Origin of the sequence: Chryseobacterium culicis (genome assembly GCF_002979755.1) — a bacterium.
Taxonomy (GTDB): domain Bacteria; phylum Bacteroidota; class Bacteroidia; order Flavobacteriales; family Weeksellaceae; genus Chryseobacterium; species Chryseobacterium culicis_A.
In genome coordinates, this window is record NZ_PCPP01000001.1 from 1977035 (window position 1) to 1997271 (window position 20237).

Annotated in this window: 18 protein-coding genes; 8 read left to right on the forward strand and 10 right to left on the reverse strand. The window is 36.9% G+C overall.

The window, feature by feature from the left end:
• Window positions 1–240: 240 nt before the first annotated feature.
• From CQ022_RS08950 to CQ022_RS08960, 3 genes are read left to right on the forward strand one after another with little or no spacing between them, the layout of a single operon-like run.
• Complete coding sequence (locus CQ022_RS08950; protein WP_105681073.1) at window positions 241–1416, forward strand: thioredoxin family protein; 1176 nt, start codon at window positions 241–243, stop codon at window positions 1414–1416.
• A gap of 13 nt (window positions 1417–1429) precedes the next feature.
• Window positions 1430–2062 (forward strand): DUF3575 domain-containing protein, encoded by a 633-nt coding sequence (locus tag CQ022_RS08955; protein WP_105681074.1) that lies wholly within the window; start codon window positions 1430–1432, stop codon window positions 2060–2062.
• Between the two features lie 4 nt (window positions 2063–2066).
• Complete coding sequence (locus CQ022_RS08960; protein WP_105681075.1) at window positions 2067–2273, forward strand: hypothetical protein; 207 nt, start codon at window positions 2067–2069, stop codon at window positions 2271–2273.
• Here CQ022_RS08960 and CQ022_RS08965 read toward each other — a convergent pair whose 3' ends face one another.
• A complete protein-coding gene (locus CQ022_RS08965; RefSeq protein WP_105681798.1) occupies window positions 2274–3470 on the reverse strand; it encodes an exo-beta-N-acetylmuramidase NamZ domain-containing protein in 1197 nt (398 codons plus the stop codon).
• Between the two features lie 4 nt (window positions 3471–3474).
• On the opposite strand from CQ022_RS08965, the gene CQ022_RS08970 reads away from it, so the two are divergent.
• Window positions 3475–4704, forward strand: coding sequence for an ABC transporter permease (locus CQ022_RS08970; protein WP_105681076.1), 1230 nt, complete (start codon window positions 3475–3477; stop codon window positions 4702–4704).
• 147 nt (window positions 4705–4851) lie between these two features.
• A complete protein-coding gene (locus CQ022_RS08975; RefSeq protein WP_105681077.1) occupies window positions 4852–5850 on the forward strand; it encodes a PLP-dependent cysteine synthase family protein in 999 nt (332 codons plus the stop codon).
• A gap of 57 nt (window positions 5851–5907) precedes the next feature.
• Here CQ022_RS08975 and CQ022_RS08980 read toward each other — a convergent pair whose 3' ends face one another.
• From CQ022_RS08980 to CQ022_RS08990, 3 genes are read right to left on the reverse strand one after another with little or no spacing between them, the layout of a single operon-like run.
• Window positions 5908–6435 carry a hypothetical protein gene (locus CQ022_RS08980; protein ID WP_105681078.1) on the reverse strand — a complete coding sequence of 176 codons (528 nt, stop codon included), beginning with the start codon at window positions 6433–6435 and terminating at the stop codon, window positions 5908–5910.
• 38 nt (window positions 6436–6473) lie between these two features.
• Window positions 6474–6776, reverse strand: a complete 303-nt coding sequence (locus CQ022_RS08985; protein WP_105681079.1) for a chaperone modulator CbpM — start codon at window positions 6774–6776, stop codon at window positions 6474–6476.
• Window positions 6777–6779: 3 nt separating this feature from the next.
• On the reverse strand, window positions 6780–7694 hold the full coding sequence (locus CQ022_RS08990) for a DnaJ C-terminal domain-containing protein (protein WP_105681080.1): 915 nt from the start codon (window positions 7692–7694) through the stop codon (window positions 6780–6782).
• A gap of 93 nt (window positions 7695–7787) precedes the next feature.
• On the opposite strand from CQ022_RS08990, the gene CQ022_RS08995 reads away from it, so the two are divergent.
• Both CQ022_RS08995 and CQ022_RS09000 read left to right on the forward strand, forming a co-directional pair.
• Window positions 7788–8987 carry a dicarboxylate/amino acid:cation symporter gene (locus CQ022_RS08995; protein ID WP_105681081.1) on the forward strand — a complete coding sequence of 400 codons (1200 nt, stop codon included), beginning with the start codon at window positions 7788–7790 and terminating at the stop codon, window positions 8985–8987.
• A gap of 28 nt (window positions 8988–9015) precedes the next feature.
• Window positions 9016–9528: a hypothetical protein gene (locus CQ022_RS09000; RefSeq protein ID WP_105681082.1), complete on the forward strand. Its 513-nt coding sequence runs from the start codon at window positions 9016–9018 to the stop codon at window positions 9526–9528.
• A gap of 9 nt (window positions 9529–9537) precedes the next feature.
• On the opposite strand, the gene CQ022_RS09005 is transcribed toward CQ022_RS09000, so the two are convergent.
• The 3 genes from CQ022_RS09005 to CQ022_RS09015 form a co-directional block, all read right to left on the reverse strand.
• On the reverse strand, window positions 9538–9921 hold the full coding sequence (locus CQ022_RS09005; RefSeq protein ID WP_105681083.1) for a DUF779 domain-containing protein: 384 nt from the start codon (window positions 9919–9921) through the stop codon (window positions 9538–9540).
• 88 nt (window positions 9922–10009) lie between these two features.
• The gene (gene adhP / locus CQ022_RS09010) at window positions 10010–11044 is read right to left on the reverse strand and encodes an alcohol dehydrogenase AdhP (protein WP_105681084.1); all 1035 of its coding nucleotides are present in this window, start codon (window positions 11042–11044) and stop codon (window positions 10010–10012) included.
• Window positions 11045–11252: 208 nt separating this feature from the next.
• A complete protein-coding gene (locus tag CQ022_RS09015) occupies window positions 11253–12782 on the reverse strand; it encodes an aldehyde dehydrogenase family protein (protein WP_105681085.1) in 1530 nt (509 codons plus the stop codon).
• Window positions 12783–12964: 182 nt separating this feature from the next.
• On the opposite strand from CQ022_RS09015, the gene CQ022_RS09020 reads away from it, so the two are divergent.
• A complete protein-coding gene (locus CQ022_RS09020; RefSeq protein WP_105681086.1) occupies window positions 12965–13888 on the forward strand; it encodes a helix-turn-helix domain-containing protein in 924 nt (307 codons plus the stop codon).
• Window positions 13889–13974: 86 nt separating this feature from the next.
• On the opposite strand, the gene CQ022_RS09025 is transcribed toward CQ022_RS09020, so the two are convergent.
• The 3 genes from CQ022_RS09025 to CQ022_RS09035 form a co-directional block, all read right to left on the reverse strand.
• The gene (locus CQ022_RS09025) at window positions 13975–15438 is read right to left on the reverse strand and encodes a RagB/SusD family nutrient uptake outer membrane protein (protein ID WP_105681087.1); all 1464 of its coding nucleotides are present in this window, start codon (window positions 15436–15438) and stop codon (window positions 13975–13977) included.
• Window positions 15439–15452: 14 nt separating this feature from the next.
• Window positions 15453–18248, reverse strand: coding sequence for a SusC/RagA family TonB-linked outer membrane protein (locus tag CQ022_RS09030; protein ID WP_105681088.1), 2796 nt, complete (start codon window positions 18246–18248; stop codon window positions 15453–15455).
• 429 nt (window positions 18249–18677) lie between these two features.
• Window positions 18678–20225 (reverse strand): RagB/SusD family nutrient uptake outer membrane protein, encoded by a 1548-nt coding sequence (locus CQ022_RS09035; protein WP_123864412.1) that lies wholly within the window; start codon window positions 20223–20225, stop codon window positions 18678–18680.
• Between the last annotated feature and the right edge of the window lie 12 nt (window positions 20226–20237).

A 20237-nucleotide genomic window follows, 5' to 3' on the forward strand; every position in this document is an offset into this window, starting at 1 on the left:
AAAGATTTCAGGACTGAAAAGTGAATTAAATTTAGATTATAATTTTTTAAAACCGAATACAGCATATTGAAAATAAAACCTTTGATAAAAGCGTATTGAATCTTTCATGTTTTAAGTTGAAAAAACAAAAAACTATATAAGCTTAAGTCTTAAAGTTAGTTAATATCGTCATTCAGACTACCGATTCAACACGCTATATTTTGAAAATTAATTATCTTCGCCTACAAATCTTATTTGAAAATGAAGAAGATCATCTCCGGGATATCTATTTTTTGTGCCATCGCTATCTCTGCTCAGGAATCCATCAAGTTTCAGGAGCTGCCATTCAAAGATATTATTGCAAAAGCCAAAAAAGAAAAGAAATTGGTTTTTATTGATGCATATGCTTCCTGGTGTGGACCATGCAAAATGATGGAAAAAAATGTTTTCACTCAAAAAGCGGTCAGCGATTATTACAATACCAACTTCATTAATGCAAGATTTGACATGGAAAAAGGAGAAGGCAGAGATATTGCTTCTCAATTCGGGGTACGTTCCTATCCTACTTATCTTTTCCTGAATGGTGAAGGAGAGCTTGTTTCCAGAAACACAGGATATATGGAAGAAAGCATGTTTGTGGCAATGGCTCAGGATATCAATTCACCCGGAAATAAAAAGGGATCTCTTAAAGACCGTTTTGCCAGTGGTGAAAAAGACCCGGAATTTCTTATTAATATCATGAAGCTGAACGCTAATACAGATTATGAATTTGCAAAAAAAGCGTCAGAAAGATATTTCCAGAATAAAAAGAAGACTGAAGAATTGACAAAAGATGAAATTGGTTTTCTTCTCTATTTCGTAAAATCATCGGAAGATACCAATTACAGTGTTTTTGCCTCCAGAAAGGCGGAGATTGTTAAGTTCCTTCCTGAAGAAACATACACCGAATTTGATGCTCAGCTCAAATTGGGAAAAATAGTAGAACAGTCTATTGATGATAAAAATAAAAAAATCAACGATGACTATTTCATGAAAGCTGCCGAACCATTGGTAGGAAAAGAAGCTGCTGTAAAAAAACTGAATCAGACTAAGCTTAGCTATTATGAACAAAATACCAATTTTCCTGAGTACGAAAAAGCGGCTTTAGATTATTATAAAAATTCTGACACCTTTGATCCTAATGAGCTTCTAAGAGCAGCATGGATATTTGCAGATCATGTGAAAACACTCTCTTCATTAAAGAAAGCTACTGAATGGGCAGAAAAATCTGTCATGAGAAGCGAAACGTCAGAAAACACTTATATTCTTGCCAAACTCTACAATCTTACAGGAAATAAAGAGATGGCAAAAAACTACGCTGAAATGTCTAAAAATATGGCAGTTCAGGGCAATAAGGATTCTCAATTGGCAGATGAACTATTAAAGCAAATAAAATAAACATTACTACCGGATGAAATATAAATTATTAGCAGCAGGCATTTTAGCTTTCCTGTCCACAAGTACATTGAGTGCTCAGGAACAGGAACAAGGAGGACAGGATAAAAGTTTATACATAAAAGGAAATGCTTTATTTGCTCCACTAGGTATTTTAAACCTTGGAATAGAAAAACAGATAAGTCCAAAATATACCCTTCAGGGAGACGTTTTCATTTCACCATGGAAATCTTTCGGTGGACATAAATTACAATTTTATTCTGTTTCTGCAGAAGGCAGGTACTACTTTACGGAGGCTTTCAAACATTGGTATGTAGGTGCTAACGTATCTGTAGCGGCTTACAATGCCACAAAATGGAGTTATTGGAATGACAGCACCTTTGAAAACTGGAATGGAGAAATCCTTACTAATTCCAATCTCTACCAAAAAGGATTCTCTGTAATGCTTGGGATTACTGCAGGATACCAATTTCAATTATCTGAGCGTTGGAATCTTGACATTTACGGAACGGTTGGAACATCACAAGGGTTTTATAAAGGATATGACAAATCCACAGGAAAACGTTATGACTCTGCTGAGAATTTCAATAAAAGCGGTGAAATCATCCCATACAGAGGAGGTGTAATGATTTCTTACAAATTAAAATAATACCATGAAGCTATTCGGAAGAAATCATATCATTATTTTAGTGATCACTTTTGTGATCCTTTTTTTAATGAATTATATCGGAAATGATCTGCCTGATAAATTAGAAAGGGCATTAATGACTGCTTTTGCAGGGGTTGTCGGACTGACAATCGGATTATTTATATTAAATAAGGGCAGAAATGATAAAAATCCGCCCCAGAATTTTGATTAATTAATCTTCGTACACCACATATCGGGTTCTGATCTTTTCGAAACTTTCAAGATCCTTTTTCCATGAATCTTTAATTGCTGAAATTGATTTTCCGGCGATGATCTGTTTTCTTAATTCATCAGTTCCTGATAAGGTATCGAACCACAGGTTTTTCAGGAAGAAATCCTGCTGAGGATTTTTATAATTCTGATAAGCTTTGATAACCCATTCAAGATTTAATTCTCTTAAATCATTAGGATAACCGGAGAGATTTTCACCATAACATAACTTCCCATTCAGGAAGGGATCTTTAGCACCATAGCTTGGTTTTGGCGTAAACTGATACGGCAGACTTTCCGTCCATGGAGAACCATAAATCTGAAAAGGAAGATCTGTTCCTCTTCCTACAGAAACCTGAGTTCCTTCAAAAAAGCACAAACTCGGGTATAAATTGATTGCTTTATCATTGGGTAAATTAGGAGAAGGCTTATCAAGCATTGGATAACGCTGCTTTTTATGATAGTTCTTCATTGGAATAAGCGTGTATTTAGCTTGAACCCCATTTTTCAACCATTTTTCTCCGCTTACCATCTTTCCATACTCTCCTATGGTAAGTCCGTAAACAACAGGAACTTCGTGCAGCCCTACAAAACTTGTCCATTTTTTCCTCAATACAGGGCCATCGGTATATCCATCATGTGGATTGGGACGGTCCAGTACCATGATCTCCACATTATTTTCCGCTCCTGCTTCCATCAGATAAGACAACGTGGAAATATAAGTATAGAATCTTACTCCAACATCCTGGATATCAAAAATGACAATATCAATTCCGGCAAGCTGTTCCGGCTTTGGTTTTTTATTATTGCCATACAGAGAAACAATAGGAATTCCAGTTTTCACATCTACTCCGTTTTTCACTTTTGCCCCGGCATCGGCATCCCCTCTGAAGCCATGTTCAGGAGCAAAAATAGATTTTATTTTAATCCCGTTTTTTACCAGAAAATCTACCAAATGAGTTCTGTCATTCATCAAGCCCGTCTGATTGGTAACGATCCCTATCGTTTTATCTTTTAACAGGGGTAAATACATTTCAGGCTGGTCTGCTCCGGTTTTAAAATCCGGTTGAACTTGAGTCTGAGAATAATATTGGTTGAATACTCCTAAAAAAATTAGGCAAATCAGAAGTAAATTTTTAATTTTGAAATCTAAATTCATAAGCTTGAAGTTTCCTTTATATTTCTCTAGAAAAATAGCATTTTCCAAAGATAACAAAAATAACCTTTCAAGGGTTATCATCTTCATTGGCAGGCTTTCCGTAGCATTGGGGATTATTGTTTCCTTAATTACCGTGGCCACTGGTTTTGGTTCCAAAAAAGCTATCAAAGAGAGGCTGGCAGATTTCAGCGGACATATCACGGTAAGATCCACACGTTCGAATTCTTCATACAATACTTCTGTTCTCGATAACCAGGGCTTAAATATTCCAAAAATAAAGGAACTTCCCGATGTGGAAAGCACTCAAAAATATGTGACAGTTACTGGAATTATGCGTAATGAGCACAATTTTGCCGGAATTATATTCAAGGGAATAGGAAAGGATTTTGACAGTTTAAGATTTAAAAAATTCCTTATTGCCGGAACAACTCCAAAAGTAACGGAAAAGGGCTTCAACAATGATGTTGCTATTTCGCAAAAAGTAGCCAATGACCTTCATCTTAAATTAAATGACAGTATTGTTACCGTATTTTTAAAAGCAGATCAAAAACCGCTTTACCGTAAATTCAGAGTTATCGGAATTTACAGAACGGATATCAAACTGATTGATGAGCAGTTTGTTATTGGAGGAATTAACCATGCAAGAAAAATTCAGGATATGAAACCTGATGAAATTGGCGGAATAGATATTTTCCTGAAGAATGTGAATGATATCGACAAAGATTTCCCTGAAATTGAAAAACTGATCGGTTATAAAAATTATGCTGAAAAAGCTACTGAGAAATTTCCTCAGATTACAGACTGGATCAGTATTTTTGACACCAACATTGCATTAATTATCATTATTATGCTGATTGTAGTCGTGATCAATATTATTATGGTTCTTCTGATCCTTATTATTGAAAGAACAAATTCTATTGGTCTTTTGAAAACATTAGGAGCAAGCAATTCTCAGATAAGAGCAACTTTCATTAATTATACCCTGATTATTATGATTCCTGGGCTTTTATATGGTAATGCCATCGGATTGGGACTGATTTTAATACAGAAATTCTTTGGGATCATTAAACTTAATCCTGAAAACTATTATGTAAGTACCGTTCCGGTAGATCTTAATCCAATTGCAATTATATCCATCTCAGTGGGAATTCTTTTCATCTCCGGATTGGCTTTGATTATTCCAAGCTACCTGATCAGTAAGATTTCTCCGGTGAAGGCGATTAAGTACAACTAACAGGATAATTGATAATTGAAAGATATTCGTTTGAAAGATATTCGTTGTTTATCAGTTGATTTCAGCGTTATCCACAACTTATCCACACGTTATCCACAGCGCAGATAATTTTAAAAGCCTTATCTTTGCGCTGCTTATAAAACATTTATGAAATACGCAAAAAATATCCTTGAAACGATAGGTAACACACCGCTGGTAAAGCTTAACAAAGTATTAGGTGAAGATTTTCCGGCATTAGTATTAGCAAAAGTAGAGACCTTCAATCCCGGAAACTCCGTAAAGGACAGAATGGCTCTTAAAATGATAGAAGATGCCGAAAAAGACGGCAGATTAAAACCTGGAGGAACTATTATCGAAGGTACTTCCGGAAATACAGGAATGGGACTGGCATTAGCTGCCATCATCAAAGGTTACAAATGTATTTTTGTAACGAATTCTAAGCAGTCTAAAGAAAAATGTGATATCCTTCGTGCTGTGGGTGCTGAAGTAATCGTTTGCCCTACAGACGTAAAACCTACTGATCCGCGTTCTTATTATTCAGTATCTAAAAGACTGGCAAAAGAGACCGAAAACGGATGGTACGTAAACCAATATGATAACTTATCCAACAGAGCGGCTCATTATGAATCTACAGCTCCTGAGATCTGGGAACAGACGGAAGGAAAGCTGACTCACTTTGTGGTAGGAGCAGGAACAGGAGGGACGATCACGGGATGCGGAACTTTCTTCAAAGAAAAAAATGAGAACATTAAAGTAATCGGAGTGGATACTTACGGTTCTATTTTGAAAGAATTCCATGAAACAGGAGAACTGCATTACGATCATGCTTATACTTATATTACAGAAGGTATCGGAGAAGATATCATTCCTGAAAACTATGATATGTCTGTGATTGATCACTTCGAAAAGGTAACGGATAAAGACGGAGCCATCTATGCCAGAAAACTGGCGAAAGAAGAAGGTATTTTCTGTGGATATTCTGCGGGTAGCGCCATTGCTTCTTTGATTCAGATGAAAGATCAGTTTACTAAAGATGATGTCATTGTAGTTTTACTTCATGACCATGGTTCAAGATATGTAGGAAAAATCTACAATGACGAGTGGATGAAAGAAATGGGTTGGCTGGAAGAAAATAAGGAAGGTTAATAAACCTCTTTTTTACAAATAAAAAAAACGGAGCAAAATTTTGCTTCGTTTTTATTTTTATTGCTTGATATTTTCTTTTAATCTGGTTTTAAGAAAACTGTATTCTTTCTCACTCATTGCTTTCCTGGGAAACATATAGCTGTATTTTCCTTCAAGGGAAATAAATTCATTATTGCTGTCAAAGTATTCAAAATCTTTCCATTCACTGGTTTCTTTTTCACCATCAATATTCACCGTGAAAAAATTCTGATCAAACCTGATTTCATACACGTTGCACTTTTCCAGTACATTTAAGTAGTGATTCACCTGTTTTTTCCATCTTGAAACTTTATTAACGCTGACAGACAAAAAAATGGCACACAGCAAAAATATAAAACTCAAAAAGTATAAAATCCCCACACTTTCTTTACTCAGAAGATCTTTCAAAAGAAAAACAATGAAAACAATCACTGCCGCTCCAATGGTAGCAATGGTTTTACTTTTCGTTGTGGGAGAAAAAAGCAGACTTCCCTGATTACCGCTAAAATAAATATCTTCAAAAATCTTTCTATCTGTTTTTAGGATAATCACCTTTTCTTCATTCATAAATTATAGAGTTTGCTTTAAAAAGCTACAAAACTAAACTAAATATCTTCATATTGATCACTTATTGCAGAAAGTTTACTCATCAGTTCTCTGTTTCTGCGGTTCAGAGCATCCAGTTTTTTCAGCATATTATGAATTACTTCAAGGCCTGGCAGATTAATTTCAAGATCATAATGCCAGTTGGCAAATTTCTCCAGATCAGGCAGGTCTTCATACATCAGATAATGAATATTATTTTCAATATGAATATTCAGCAGCCCATAATCTACAAGCTCATCAAAAAAAGTAATTTCTATATTATAGATTTTTACGAGTTCTTCCCGCGATATTCTTTCACTCATGGCTTAGGAATTTTTTAGTTGTTCAAAAAGTTCTTTCTGCTTTTCGGTAAGGTTGGTGGGCAGTTTCACTTCATAGGTTACAAAAAGATCTCCATATTCTCCTTCTTTCTTATAGACAGGAAAGCCCTTTCCTTTTAGTCTTACCGTCATTCCGGTTTGGGTTTCAGGCTTTACTTTAAGGTTTACACTGCCTTCCAGGGTATTTACTTTCACTTCCCCTCCTAAAACAGCTGTATACAGATCAATCGCTACTTTGGTTTTCAGATCATCACCGATTCTTTCAAAATCCGGATCAACCGGAATATTGAAGGTAATATATAAATCTCCGTTTGGACCTCCGTTTACTCCTGGGTTTCCGTGCCCTTTCAGCTTGATCTGCTGCCCGTCATATACTCCTGCAGGAATAGTGATTCTGACTTTTTTCCCATTAATTTCAAAGGTTTGCGGATGGGTTTTTGCAGCATCTCTTAAGTTCAGACTCAGTTCAGCTTTTACATCCTGACCTTTGAATTTACCGGAGGCTCTTCCTCTTGAACTTTTACCGAATCCGCCACCAGATCCACCGAACATATTCTGGAAGAAATCTGAGAAATCTTCTCCTTCACCAAAGTCAGCTCCGGAATATCCTCCGTTATAACTTTGCTGCTGATATTGTCTTTGCTGTTGCTGTTGGGCTTTTTCGTATTCTTCGCCATGCTTCCAGTTTTCTCCGTACTTATCATATTTTGATCTGTTTTCAGGATTGCTGAGCACTTCATTGGCTTCATTCAGCTCTTTGAATTTCTTCTCTGCTTCTTTATCTCCAGGATTAAGGTCTGGATGATGTTTTCTTGCCTGTTTACGGTAGGCCTTTTTAATATCATCCTGTGTTGCGCTTTTATCTACGCCTAGAATTTTATAGTAATCTATATAAGCCATAGAAATGAGGTTTACCCAAATTTATGAATTTTAGGTCTGAAAATTGTATAACGGAATGTTAAAAATAAACTTATCTTTGATAAAAAGCGCTACATGAAAGAGGTACTGAAAAACTACTCCGGAATCATATTTTTACTTTTAGGAATCACCATTGGAAGCATCATTGGAATTGTTGCTCCTGGTTTTGTGGAATATATTAAACCTTTGGGAGATATATTCCTTAATCTTCTTTTTGTGAGTGTAGTTCCTCTGGTATTTTTTGCGGTATCCAATTCTATTGCTTCTCTGGAGCAGCAGTCTAAATTTGGAAGGATCATTCTTGTGATGGCACTTACTTTTTTATTCTTTATTCTTACGGCAGCTGTTTTCACAATCTGTGCCGTATATCTCTTCCCTGTTTCTGGGGTATCCGGAAGTTCTGAGATCATTACTGAAGCAGCAAATGAAGATTCATGGGGCAACAGAATCGTAAGTTTCTTTACTGTAGGAGAATTCACTGAACTTTTCTCAAGAAGGAATATGCTGGCTCTTTTGGTATTTGCATTTCTGACAGGATTTGCAGCCAGGAAAACAGGAGAAAAAGGACAGCCTTTCAGGGTTTTTATTGCTTCCGGATATGAAGTGATGAAAGAATTGCTGTTATTGGTTATGAAGCTTGCTCCTATTGGTTTGGGTGCATATTTTGCGTATCAGGTAGCTACTTTAGGACCACAGCTTTTTGGATTTTATGCAAAGCCGTTGGGGCTTTATTATATTGCAGGAATTATTTATTTTCTGGTGTTCTTTTCTATTTATGCTTTTATGGCGAATGGGCAGAAAGGAGTCAAAAGTTTCTGGACGAATGCCATCTACCCTACCTTAACGGCAATAAGTACCTGCAGCAGTTTTGCAACGATGCCAGCTAATTTGCAGGCAGCCTCAAAAATCGGAATTCCGAATTCTATTGCCAATCTGGTGATTCCTATTGGGACTACATTGCATAAAAACGGATCTTCCATGTCTTCTATTATTAAGATTTATGTAGCATTCTTAATCATTGGAAAAGACTTTTTTGATCCTGCCAACCTACTTTTAGCGTTAGGAATTACAGTCTTCGTAAGTATTGTAGCCGGAGGAATTCCCAATGGTGGATATATCGGGGAAATGCTGATGATTTCTGTTTATAAATTACCTCAGGAAGCCATTCCTGCGGTGATGATTATCGGGACTTTGGTAGATCCTTTGGCTACTGTTCTGAATGCTGTAGGAGATATCGTCGCCGCCATGTTTGTCAACCGGTTTGTAAAAGTCTGATTGTTGTTGAACTATTTTCTTTTAACAGATGAACTCATTTTTCAAAAGCATTGGCCTATACAACAGCCTGAATCTTGATCTCAATATCAATAGTGCAGAACTCATACAGAGATTATGGAAAGTAACCTATAAAACCAATACTACCTTCATATCTCTGGAAAAAGATTCTTCAATTCCCACGCGGTTTGAATATCGGGGAATAATTGATGCAAACAGCTTTACCATAAAAAGAAGAGCCAGGTTATTTGATATGAATCGGAGTAATCCTTTATTTCAGGGGACTATTTCTGATAAAAACGGTCAATCTTCTGTCTTTGTCGAATTTTTTCCTTCGGGGTTTCAGATATTTAACTGGATGATGATTCTGTGTTTTTGCTTTGTGGCAATTTTTGTCAATATACTGGGCGGTCAAAAAAACTTTGTGTTTGCAGGAATCGCTTTAGTAATTGCTGTCACTCAATATTTCATTCTGAAAAGAGGAATTTCAAAAGGGAAGTATGAATTTGAAAGAGAGCTTATCTATATTGCTCAAAAACCTTAATCCTTTACTTTATTCACTCCGTTTTACCGGTTCCAGATTTTGATATTCATCGGGAGTGAAAAGTCTGTAATGAACTTTAAAAGTTTTTCCTAAAGGAGTTTCCAGTGAAAAGCCACCTGGCCCGAAACCATCTGTAACATCGAGTGTAAAGTGGGAATATTGCCAGTATTCAAAAAGATCACGGTCTATCCAGAACTCATATCCACTAATGGTACCAATCATGGCATCATTCATTCTGGGAAAAAAACCTCCTTTCTCGAAACATTGCGGCTGTGTACCTTCACAGCAACCTCCTGCCTGATAAAACATCAGGGGACCATATTGGTCTTCCAGCTTATGGATGACTTCAAGAGCCTGCTCCGTTGCAGAAAGTCTTGATATTTTTGTTTCCATTGTTTTTATTTTAGTTTAAAACAAAATGTATAGTAATAGAAAATCCCGGTAAAATATATTCTAACCGGGATTCACAACACATCATCAATTAATTTGAGCCGGCAATATCCAAAACGATTCTGCCGTCAATCTGACCTTTTTTCATTTTATCAAAAACATCATTAATATCTTCCAGTTTTGCGGCAGTGACTGTAGCTTTTACCAATCCTTCATTGGCAAAATCCAGTGCTTCCTGCATATCTTTTCTTGTTCCTACGATAGAACCCCGTACTGTGATTCTTTTTAAAACGGTTTCAAAAATAGGAAGTTCAAAAGAGCCGGGAGGAAGGCCGTTCAGAGCAATAGTTCCCTTTCTTCTCAACACGTCTATTCCCTGTTTGAAAGCAATCGGTGAAACCGCTGTAATCAATGCACCGTGCATTCCGCCAACTTCTTTATGTAAATATTCTCCGGGATCTGTATTTTTTGCATTGACGACAAGGTCTGCACCTAATTTTTTCGCCAGTTCAAGTTTATCATCTGCAACATCAATGGCTGCAACATGCATTCCCATTGCTTTTGCATACTGAACAGCTACGTGTCCCAGACCTCCGATTCCTGAGATAGCCACCCATTCTCCAGGTTTTGTTTCTGTTTCTTTCAATCCTTTATAAACCGTTACTCCCGCACATAAAATAGGAGCAATCTCCAGAAAGTTGACATCTGATTTCAAATGTCCTACATATCTTGAATCCGCAATGACATATTCTGCAAATCCGCCATCTACACTATACCCTCCGTTTTTCTGTGCTTCACAAAGGGTTTCCCATCCCGTGATACAGTAATCACAGCATCCGCATGCACTGTACAGCCATGGAACTCCTACCGCATCTCCTTCTTTTACAAAAGCTTCCGGTCCACAGGCCACCACAATACCTACTCCTTCATGTCCTGGAATAAGAGGCATTTTGGGTTTTGCAGGCCAATCGCCATCCACAGCATGTAAGTCGGTATGGCAAACACCACAGGCGATTACTTTGATAAGGACTTCATATCTTCCGGGTTCTCTTACAGGTACTTCTTCTATTTTCAGTGGCTGGCCGTAGCCTTGAACTACTGCTGCTTTCATTGTTTTTGGAATCATATCTTATTTTTTGGATTGAGTTATTTGGGGTTATTTGTTTTTATATCCACTTTTGAGCAGATAAGTTCGTTGCGTGAGGGATAGTAAGGGCGGCGAGGAACGAGCCGGTGCGAAATGCAATGAAGTACCGAAACGAAGTGCAGCCCTGGATAGCCCGACCGTTTTGCCCTGGAAAAAGCCAAGGCAATCGGGCACGTCCTAAATAATATTAAAAGAAACCTAGCTTATTCTTGTTGTAAGAAATCAGCATGTTTTTGGTTTGACGGTAATGGTCGAGCATCATTTTATGGTTTTCTCTTCCGATTCCAGATTGTTTGTAACCTCCGAAAGGCGCTCCGGCAGGATATGAATGATATTGGTTTACCCAAACTCTTCCTGCTTCAATCTGACGCGGAATATTGTACAGCTGATGGGCATCTCTGGTCCAAACTCCTGCTCCAAGTCCGTAGATGGTATCATTGGCAATTTTTATTGCTTCTTCTTCGTCTTTGAAAGTGGTAAACGCCAGCACCGGACCGAAAATCTCTTCCTGGAAGATTCTCATTCTGTTATTTCCTTTGAAAATTGTAGGCTGAATGTAGTATCCGTCTTCCAAATCTTCTCCAAGGTTATTGACATCTCCTCCTACCAGAACTTCTGCTCCTTCTTCTTTTCCAAGCTGAATGTAAGAAAGGATTTTATCTTTCTGAATCTGTGAAGCCTGTGCTCCCATCATCACGGTTTTATCCAAAGGATTTCCCACTTTGATGGCTTTTACTCTTTCAATCACTCTTTCAATAAAGGCATCTGCAATACCTTCCTGAACCAGCAGTCTTGAAGGACATGTACAGATCTCACCCTGATTAAGAGCAAAAAGTACGGCTCCTTCTATCGCTTTATCTAAAAATTCATCGTCGGCATCCATTACTGAATTGAAGAATACATTGGGTGATTTCCCTCCTAATTCCAGGGTTACAGGAATGATATTTTCTGTGGCATACTGCATTACCATACGTCCTGTAGCAGTAGATCCGGTAAATGCTGCTTTGGCAACTTTCGGATTGGTCACTAAAGCTCTTCCAAGTTCCGCTCCAAATCCGTTAACAATATTGATCACACCAGCTGGTAAAAGGTCTCCGATCAATTCCATTAAAACCATGATTGAAACGGGGGTACTTTCTGCGGGTTTCAAAACCACACAGTTTCCAGCTGCCAATGCCGGAGCCAGTTTCCAGACAGCCATAAGTATCGGGAAATTCCATGGGATGATCTGTGCGATGACTCCAAGAGGTTCGTGAACAATCAGAGATACAGTGTCTTTATCCAGTTCATTATGAGATCCTTCATCTGCACGAATTACAGACGCGAAATATCTGAAATGGTCAATGGCTAAAGGTAAATCTGCGGCCAGTGTTTCTCTTACAGCCTTCCCGTTGTCTATTGTTTCTACTGTAGCAAGATATTCTAAATTCTGTTCTATCCTGTCGGCAATCTTATTCAGAATAATGCTTCTTTCTGTAGAGGAAGTGTTTTTCCAGGTACGGAAAGCTTTATCCGCAGCATCTACAGCCAATTCCAAATCTTCTTTAGAGGAATGGGCTACCTGGGTAAATTTTTTCCCGTCTACCGGAGAAACTACGTCAAAATACTGTCCTTTAACAGGCGGTGTGAACTTACCATCAATATAGTTATCATATCTGTTTTTGAACTCCGGACGCTGTAAAAGGGTCGTTGATCTTGGTTCTGTAATAGTACTCATATTAGTTTGTTTTTATTTTTTCGATACTACCAAATTACACTGAGAAGCCAAAAAGAGTATAGCACAATCGTATAAAAAAAGTGTAAAATAGTGCAAGGGCTTCAATTTTAGTATTTTATTAACAGCAACGTACGGTCAAATTTTCTATATTTGAGTTACCTCCGCTTCAAAAAATTTTAGAAATGAATAACAATACTAAGATTTTATTAAATACTCCTGAATTACGTAAGGAGAACCAGCTATTGAGTCTTGTTGAAAACCAGACGAAATTTAATTTAAACAATTGTGAGTTCAGTATTTATGAAACTCATAAGGCTGCTTTTGATGTAAAACTTCATTTTGAAAACATTGCTTTTACAGCAATGCTGAGAGGTAAAAAGCATATGAAACTGGATAATAAAACCAGTTATTTTGATTATTACCCCGGTGAAAGTATTCTGGTAGCACCGGGTGAAACGATGGTGATTGATTTTCCTGAAGCGGATGAGACTCCTACGCAATGTATTTCATTAAGTCTTAATCCGGATTTTATTGAGGATTCTCTTAATTATCTCAATTACCACCTTCCCAAGGTAGATGAAACCTCACAATGGAATATTCAGCTGGATGAGTATTTTCTGTTTAATAATAAGGCCCTTGCTTCAGCTACCAACAATATTATGAGAATTGCCATGGATGATAATTCTCAAAAGGATATTATGGCTGATTTTGCTCTGAAAGAACTCCTGATCAGACTGATGCAGACCCAGGCAAGGAGTATGGTAGAGAAGAATATTGTAAAGAATAAGTCAAGAATAGGTTTTGTGGTGGATTATATTAAACGAAATCTGCACCAGAAATTATCCATTGACAGTATCGCCAAACTGGCTTATGTAAGCAAATCTAATTTCTTTAAAATGTTCAAAGATGAGTTGGGAACTTCCCCTAATGATTTTATTCTGCAGGAGAGAATTAACAGGGCAAAAGAGTTGCTAGCCAGTCAGACCAGTATCAAAGAAACTGCTTTTCAGACGGGATTTTCAGATACCAATTACTTCACCAGAGTCTTTAAGCAACTGGAAGGAGTAACTCCGAAAAGTTATCAGGATAGAATGATTATGAGATAATTCTCTATTTTCTGAAGTAATGATATAAAAAAAGAGCCCTATTGAATAGGGCTCTTCATGTATTATAAAAATTAAATATTTAATTATTAATACTGATCGTTCTGCTTAATGTTCGGGTTTGCCTGAATAGCAGTGATAGGAATTGGCCATTGCCACTTGAAGCTTCCAGCTGCAAGAGTCTGCGCAACAGCAGGTGTTCCTGTACCGTCAAAAAGATCTCCTTTACCTGATCTCTGAACAGGAAGGTTTAATCTCTTCAATGTGTACCATCTGTCATTTTCAAATGCAAGCTCCAGTCTTCTCTCTTTTAGGATAGCATCCAGAAGAGTCTGTCCTGTTTCTGTACCAGGAGTAAATGAAGAATATCTTTCTGTTCTCAATTTATTTAACAGAACTAAAGCCTGTGCTCCATTACCTGATCTTGAATATGCTTCAGCTACATTCAATAATACTTCAGCAGATCTAAGATATTTAACCGGTACAATATTAGCAGGACCACCATTACCAGCATATTTTGTAACGTGGTTATATTTTTGTCCACTATATGTACCCTCAGTGAAGTAAGCTCCTTTTCTCACATCGTTTGATGTATAAGCTGTATATAAATCGTAATCTACAACAAATTCTGATCTTAAGGCCGGAACTGACTGATTGTAAGCAACTCCTACTGTATTTTGCTCAGCTGGAGCATTTGATACCTGGAATAATACTCCGTCTGTGATTCTGGATAAACCTTCGTTTTCTTTCCAGATTCTTGTAAAGTTATCCAATGTTGTAATACTTGGAGAAAGTCCTAGTGCCAATTCACCATATTTGATGGTATTGGCATAGTCTCCTTTATAAAGATTTATTCTTGACAATAATCCGTATACCGCAGCTTTGCTTAATCTTCCTTTATCAGCATCATTCTGAGTAATATTATCAGCAGCAAATAATAAATCTGCAATAATTTTATCATAAACCTGATCAACTGTCAGATTTCGGGATGATGTATTATTTAAAGGAGCATATGTTTCTGAATAATAAATTCCGATTGAGTTTTTAGCTCCTGCAGCTTGAGTTGGGATTTGAGAATATGCTCTTACAATATCAAAATGAGCGATTGCTCTTAATGCTCTTGCCTCAGCTTCTAAATTGGTTTTCTGTGCTCCAGATAATACACCGTTATTGATGTATTTCAAAACAAAGTTAGCTCTGCTGATTACAAGATAAGCAGCACTGAACAAACCTGTTGTTTGTGAATTATCTGATGAAAATTCGAAGTTTGATGCAGCAAAATTGGTATTTCTACCTGTTGTTGTACGAACCAGGTTATCAGTAGTAAGATCACCCATGATCAATTGGTTTCCTGTATCACTCGTATAATACCCACCTCCTTTAAGGGCACTATAAGCACCATCCATAGCCTGTCTGAAGGTCTCAGGTCTTGTCATTGCCTGCTCCTGATCTTCATTGATTGATGAGATTTGATCTAAATTTCTGTCGCAAGACGTCAACGAAACAAAAATGGTTAACGCAGCTAAACTTATTTTTATTATATTCTTTTTCATAAAGCTATTCGATATTAAAATTCTAATTGCAATCCTACCAAGATTGTTTTTACAGCTGGGTAAGTATAAAGGTTATATGCTCCAGGAACGAACAATGCTGTAGATTCACCAGATCCAACTGAAACCTCAGGTTCTCCGTGGAAATTGGTTACTGTAAATAAGTTTTGTCCTTGTACATATGCTCTAAGCTTATTGATAGGAGATCCTTCTCCAAGGAACGCTTTATCAAATGTATACCCTAATGTAAGTGATCTTAATCTTAAATAATCTGATTTTTCAATCCACTGATCAGAATCACGCATACCGTTTGAGTCAACTTTTTGGAATACTCCTGTGTCTCCTGGATTTTGCCAAACCTGAGCAGCAGCCTGCGCCATGTTTCTACCTGCAACAGCCAATGTTGGGTCAACAGCAGCAGCATACATGTTGTTATACGTATATCCACCTAACTTGAATGCAAAGTCTGCACTGAAATCAAGCCCTTTGTATTGAACTGTAGTTCCGAATCCACCAAAACTTTTTGGGAATGGAGATTTATCAGTAAGAGGAACTGCATTCGATGCACTGTAAACATTAGTAATGTTTCCTGCTTTATCATAATATAATGCATTTCCATTGCTTGGATCTACTCCGGCAAATCTTACATTATAGAATACATATGGACTCTCACCTACTTTCAGATAAGTATCTCCTAAGTTTCTTTCAGTCTGTCCGTCTGCTAACTTGTCAAGAATTGATTTCTGGAAAGAGATATTAGCATGTAGATTCCATTGGAAATCTTTCTGCTTGATCACATCTACGCTAAGCTCAACTTCAAGACCTTTCTGAGACATATCTCCTGCATTGATATACTGGTAGTATCCTCCTTCCAGTTTGTCCAAAGGTACAAGCTGTACAAAGTCTTTTCTCTTATTCTTATATACCTCTACGGATCCACGAACTCTTCTGTTCCACATTGTGAAATCTACTCCTAAGTTGGTAATCGCGTTAGATTCCCATTTAAGATTACTGTTACCGATAATATAGCTTCCTTGTGACGCTGTTCCCGGATATGAAGTACCATTAGCACCATATAAACCGTAACTGATATTATTAACATTATAATAGTCTGGTAAAGTACCATCGTTACCTGTAGTACCGTAAGATCCTCTAAGCTTTAAGTCATTGATAAAACCACCTTTCATGAATTCTTCCTTCGCGATATTCCAGGCAGCACTTGCAGACCAGAAAATACCACTTTGGTTATTGGCACCAAACCTTGATGAAGCATCTCTTCTCAATGATCCTGTTACCAAATATCTACCTTCATAGTCATAGTTTAACATACCTGCTAAACTGAACAGGGTATTTCTTACCTTAACTCCGGTAAATGTATTTCTGTCAGAAGGAGTCGTAATAGATGGAACATTTAATGCCGGAGACTTCAATCCGTAAGCCCCACCGTTCATTGTTTCGTTGTAGTTATCGTTATATTCGATAAATCCTAAGAAATCGAAGTTGTGGCTTCCGTATGATTTTTTATAGTTAATGGAGTTATTCCAAGTATAGTTAAATGTATAGAATGAATTTTTGTTCAATGAACCTGTAGGAACTTTGTTTACTGTGATATCCAGGTTTGAACCTTTCTTCAACCACTGAGTTCCCATGTACCAATCGAAAAGTCCGTTAAAGTTTGTTTTAAACTTCAGACCATCGATAATTTTATATTCAGCGAATAAAGTTACCGGAATTCTCAGTCTCTGATCATCTAATCTGTAATTACGGATCTGCTCAACAACGTTAGAACCCGCTCTCATTGTCTGATTATAGCTTCCGTCCGGATTGTAAACAGGCTCGTAAGGAGCATATTTATACATTGCCCCAAATGGGTTCTGTGTATTGTTTCTGTCTCTGAAATTCTGTGTTTCCTGATACTGAACACCAAGGTTGATTCCTACGTTCAGTTTTTCACTTAGCTTATTCGTAAATCCGAAGTTACCTGTGTATCTCTTAAGACCGTCAATGTCTCTGATGATCCCGTTGTCAGAATCATACCCTAAAGAGTAATAGAAAGTACTTTCTCTGGATCCACCCTGAGCACTGAATAAGTAAGACTGGATGCTTGAAGGTTTCAACAGATCTTTTTGCCAGTTGTGATCAAAAGCTGCAAGTCTGTCCATTTCCTGCTGAGATCTCGGCTTAAATCCAAGGTATCCCAATTGATTCTGGAAATCCATCAATTCCCTAGAATTCATCATGGTGTAATTATTGTCCTTCAATCTCTCACTGAAACCAAATTTAGTTTCAAATGAGTAATGAGTTTTCCCGGCTTTTCCGGCTTTAGTAGTTACTACCACTACTCCATTTGCTCCTCTCGCACCATACTGTGCTGTAGCAGCAGCATCTTTAAGAATTGAAATAGACTCTACATCTGCAGGGTTGATTGCACTGAACTGTCTTGCAGTCATGTACATCCCGTTTACTACATAAGTAGGCTCTGAAGAACCTCCAACACCGGCAATCCCTCTCACCTGGATGGTAGCAGCAGCACCTGGCTGCCCAGTAGTACTTTGTACAAATACCCCTGAAGCTCTACCCTGTAAAGAGTTACCGATAGATGTTGTAGGAGAGTTTCTTCTGATTTCGTCTCCACCCACAACAGCCTGAGCCTGGGTAATTTCATCTGCTTTTTTCTTCTGGTATCCAGTAACGATTACCTCATCGATCTTATTCTCCTTCAGAACAGAATCATTCTTAGATTTTTGCGCAAAAGCAGCTTGTCCTAAAAAAAACAAAGCTCCTGCACTTAATACATGTAACTTCACATTCATATTAACAGATTTTAATATATTCAAGGGACAAATATGTTAATAAATATCTGTAACATCAATTCATTAAATGCTGAAAACAGGCTTCCAGAACGGAGAGATTCACATTCATACTTGAAAAATGATGGGGAATCATTTTAATTGTATTTAAAAAATTAACAAAAAATAAGTCATTTTAAACATTAACGGAATTTTAATAAATTTCAAAATTAAAATCAATTTAAATCAATTTTAAACAATAGGTTAAAAAAATAAACTTCAATAAACAAAACTTACGAAAAATATAAAATAGAACCCTGCCTGATTTTAAGAGAAAATGTAAAAAAATATATTCAATTTCTTAAAATTTACATAACAAACGACGAGTTTACCCCTCAAAAGACTGTCTTAGAGACAGCCTTTTGAGGGGTAAAGAGAAAAAATTGTTAATTGCTAATATCCAGGATTTTGGATTATACCAGGATTTGCATTTAGTTCATCCTGGGGAATTGGTAAAGCAAACTTATAACTATTGTTAGGCAAATTAACGGGGTTTGCCGCAGGGTAATCGGAAGAACTGGAAGAATAATCTGCCGGATTTCTATCAATGGTAACATTTGCCTTTGTTGCCAATCTTTTTATATCTATAAAGCGATGTCCTTCATAAGCCAGCTCTAACCTTCTTTCTTTCAAAATATCTGCCCATGCAGCTGTTATATTCGAATATAAAGGTGTAATTTGTACAACACCAAATCTTGCATCCAGAATAGGCTTTAATGCTAATCCTACACCAGCTAAGTCCCCTGCATTGGCTCTTGCCTCAGCCTTAATCAAATACATTTCAGAAATTCGCATGATTTTAAAATCATTATTAAACCCGTTGGTTGAAGTTGTTGCCGCAGTGACGCTACCCGATTCAGTTCCTCCATGTTTCTGGATAATCAATTTATCAGAATTTCTGTAATCTGCAGAAGTGGCATAATTAGGATCAATAATTGAAGATGGTGCTACAATTACATTTCGTCTCACATCGGTTGGTCTTTGATCCAATAGATTAAATAAAGACCTGCTTACTTCATAGAAAGGAGAGCCATCTATATTAGGAGCAATAGAACACCAACCATTGTGTAAATTTGTTAACTGAGTGTTTTGCTGAGGCGTTCTTTTTAATCTAAAAATAACTTCTTTATTGGCAGGTTCATTATCGGTAAAAAATATTTTGCGGTAATCTACAGGATTAGCCAATGTAATTTGCGAAGTATTTATTACCTCATCTGCCCATTTCTCAGCATTTATATAATCTCCTTTATAAGCATAAGCTCTTGCTTTCAATCCTTTTGCAAAATTTTTATTAGCCATCTTATTATCAGCAGTATAATTGCTAATTCCATTATAGATTAAAAGAGCATCATCTAAATCCTTATGAATCTGTGCATAAAACACTCCGTTTGTTACTCTTGGATTTTCTTTTTCATCGAAAGTAAATACTTTATTGGCCAGTATTCCGGCCAACGCATTATCATCTTTTGGATTAGGTGAATAATAAGATAATATTTTCAAATGCCCATACGCTCTTATTGTCAAAGCCTCAGCTTTTAATTTGGAAATAAGCGCTGCATCAGTTGTATTTGCTGGTATTATTTGATCTGCATATTGAATAACTCTATTTGCTCTTGCTAAAGCTGAATAAGTATTTACCCAAATATTAGCAGGAGTTTTTGAAGAAGGAATCAATAAGAAAATATATTCTGAAGTAAGCCCTTGTCCACCATTAGCATATCCTATTCCCACTTCGTCGGTAAACACGGATGAAAATACAACTTCAGATCTATCCGAAAGAATATTATAGGTAGAATTCATTAATTTCTGCAAATCAGAAGATTGAGTAATTGCAGTTTCTTCAGTTAAAGAACCTGGGGTAAAAGGTGTCAACAGATCACTATCACAAGAAGTTAGCAACAATCCAGACACAAATGTTATATATATAAATATTTTTTTCATTGTAATTAATTT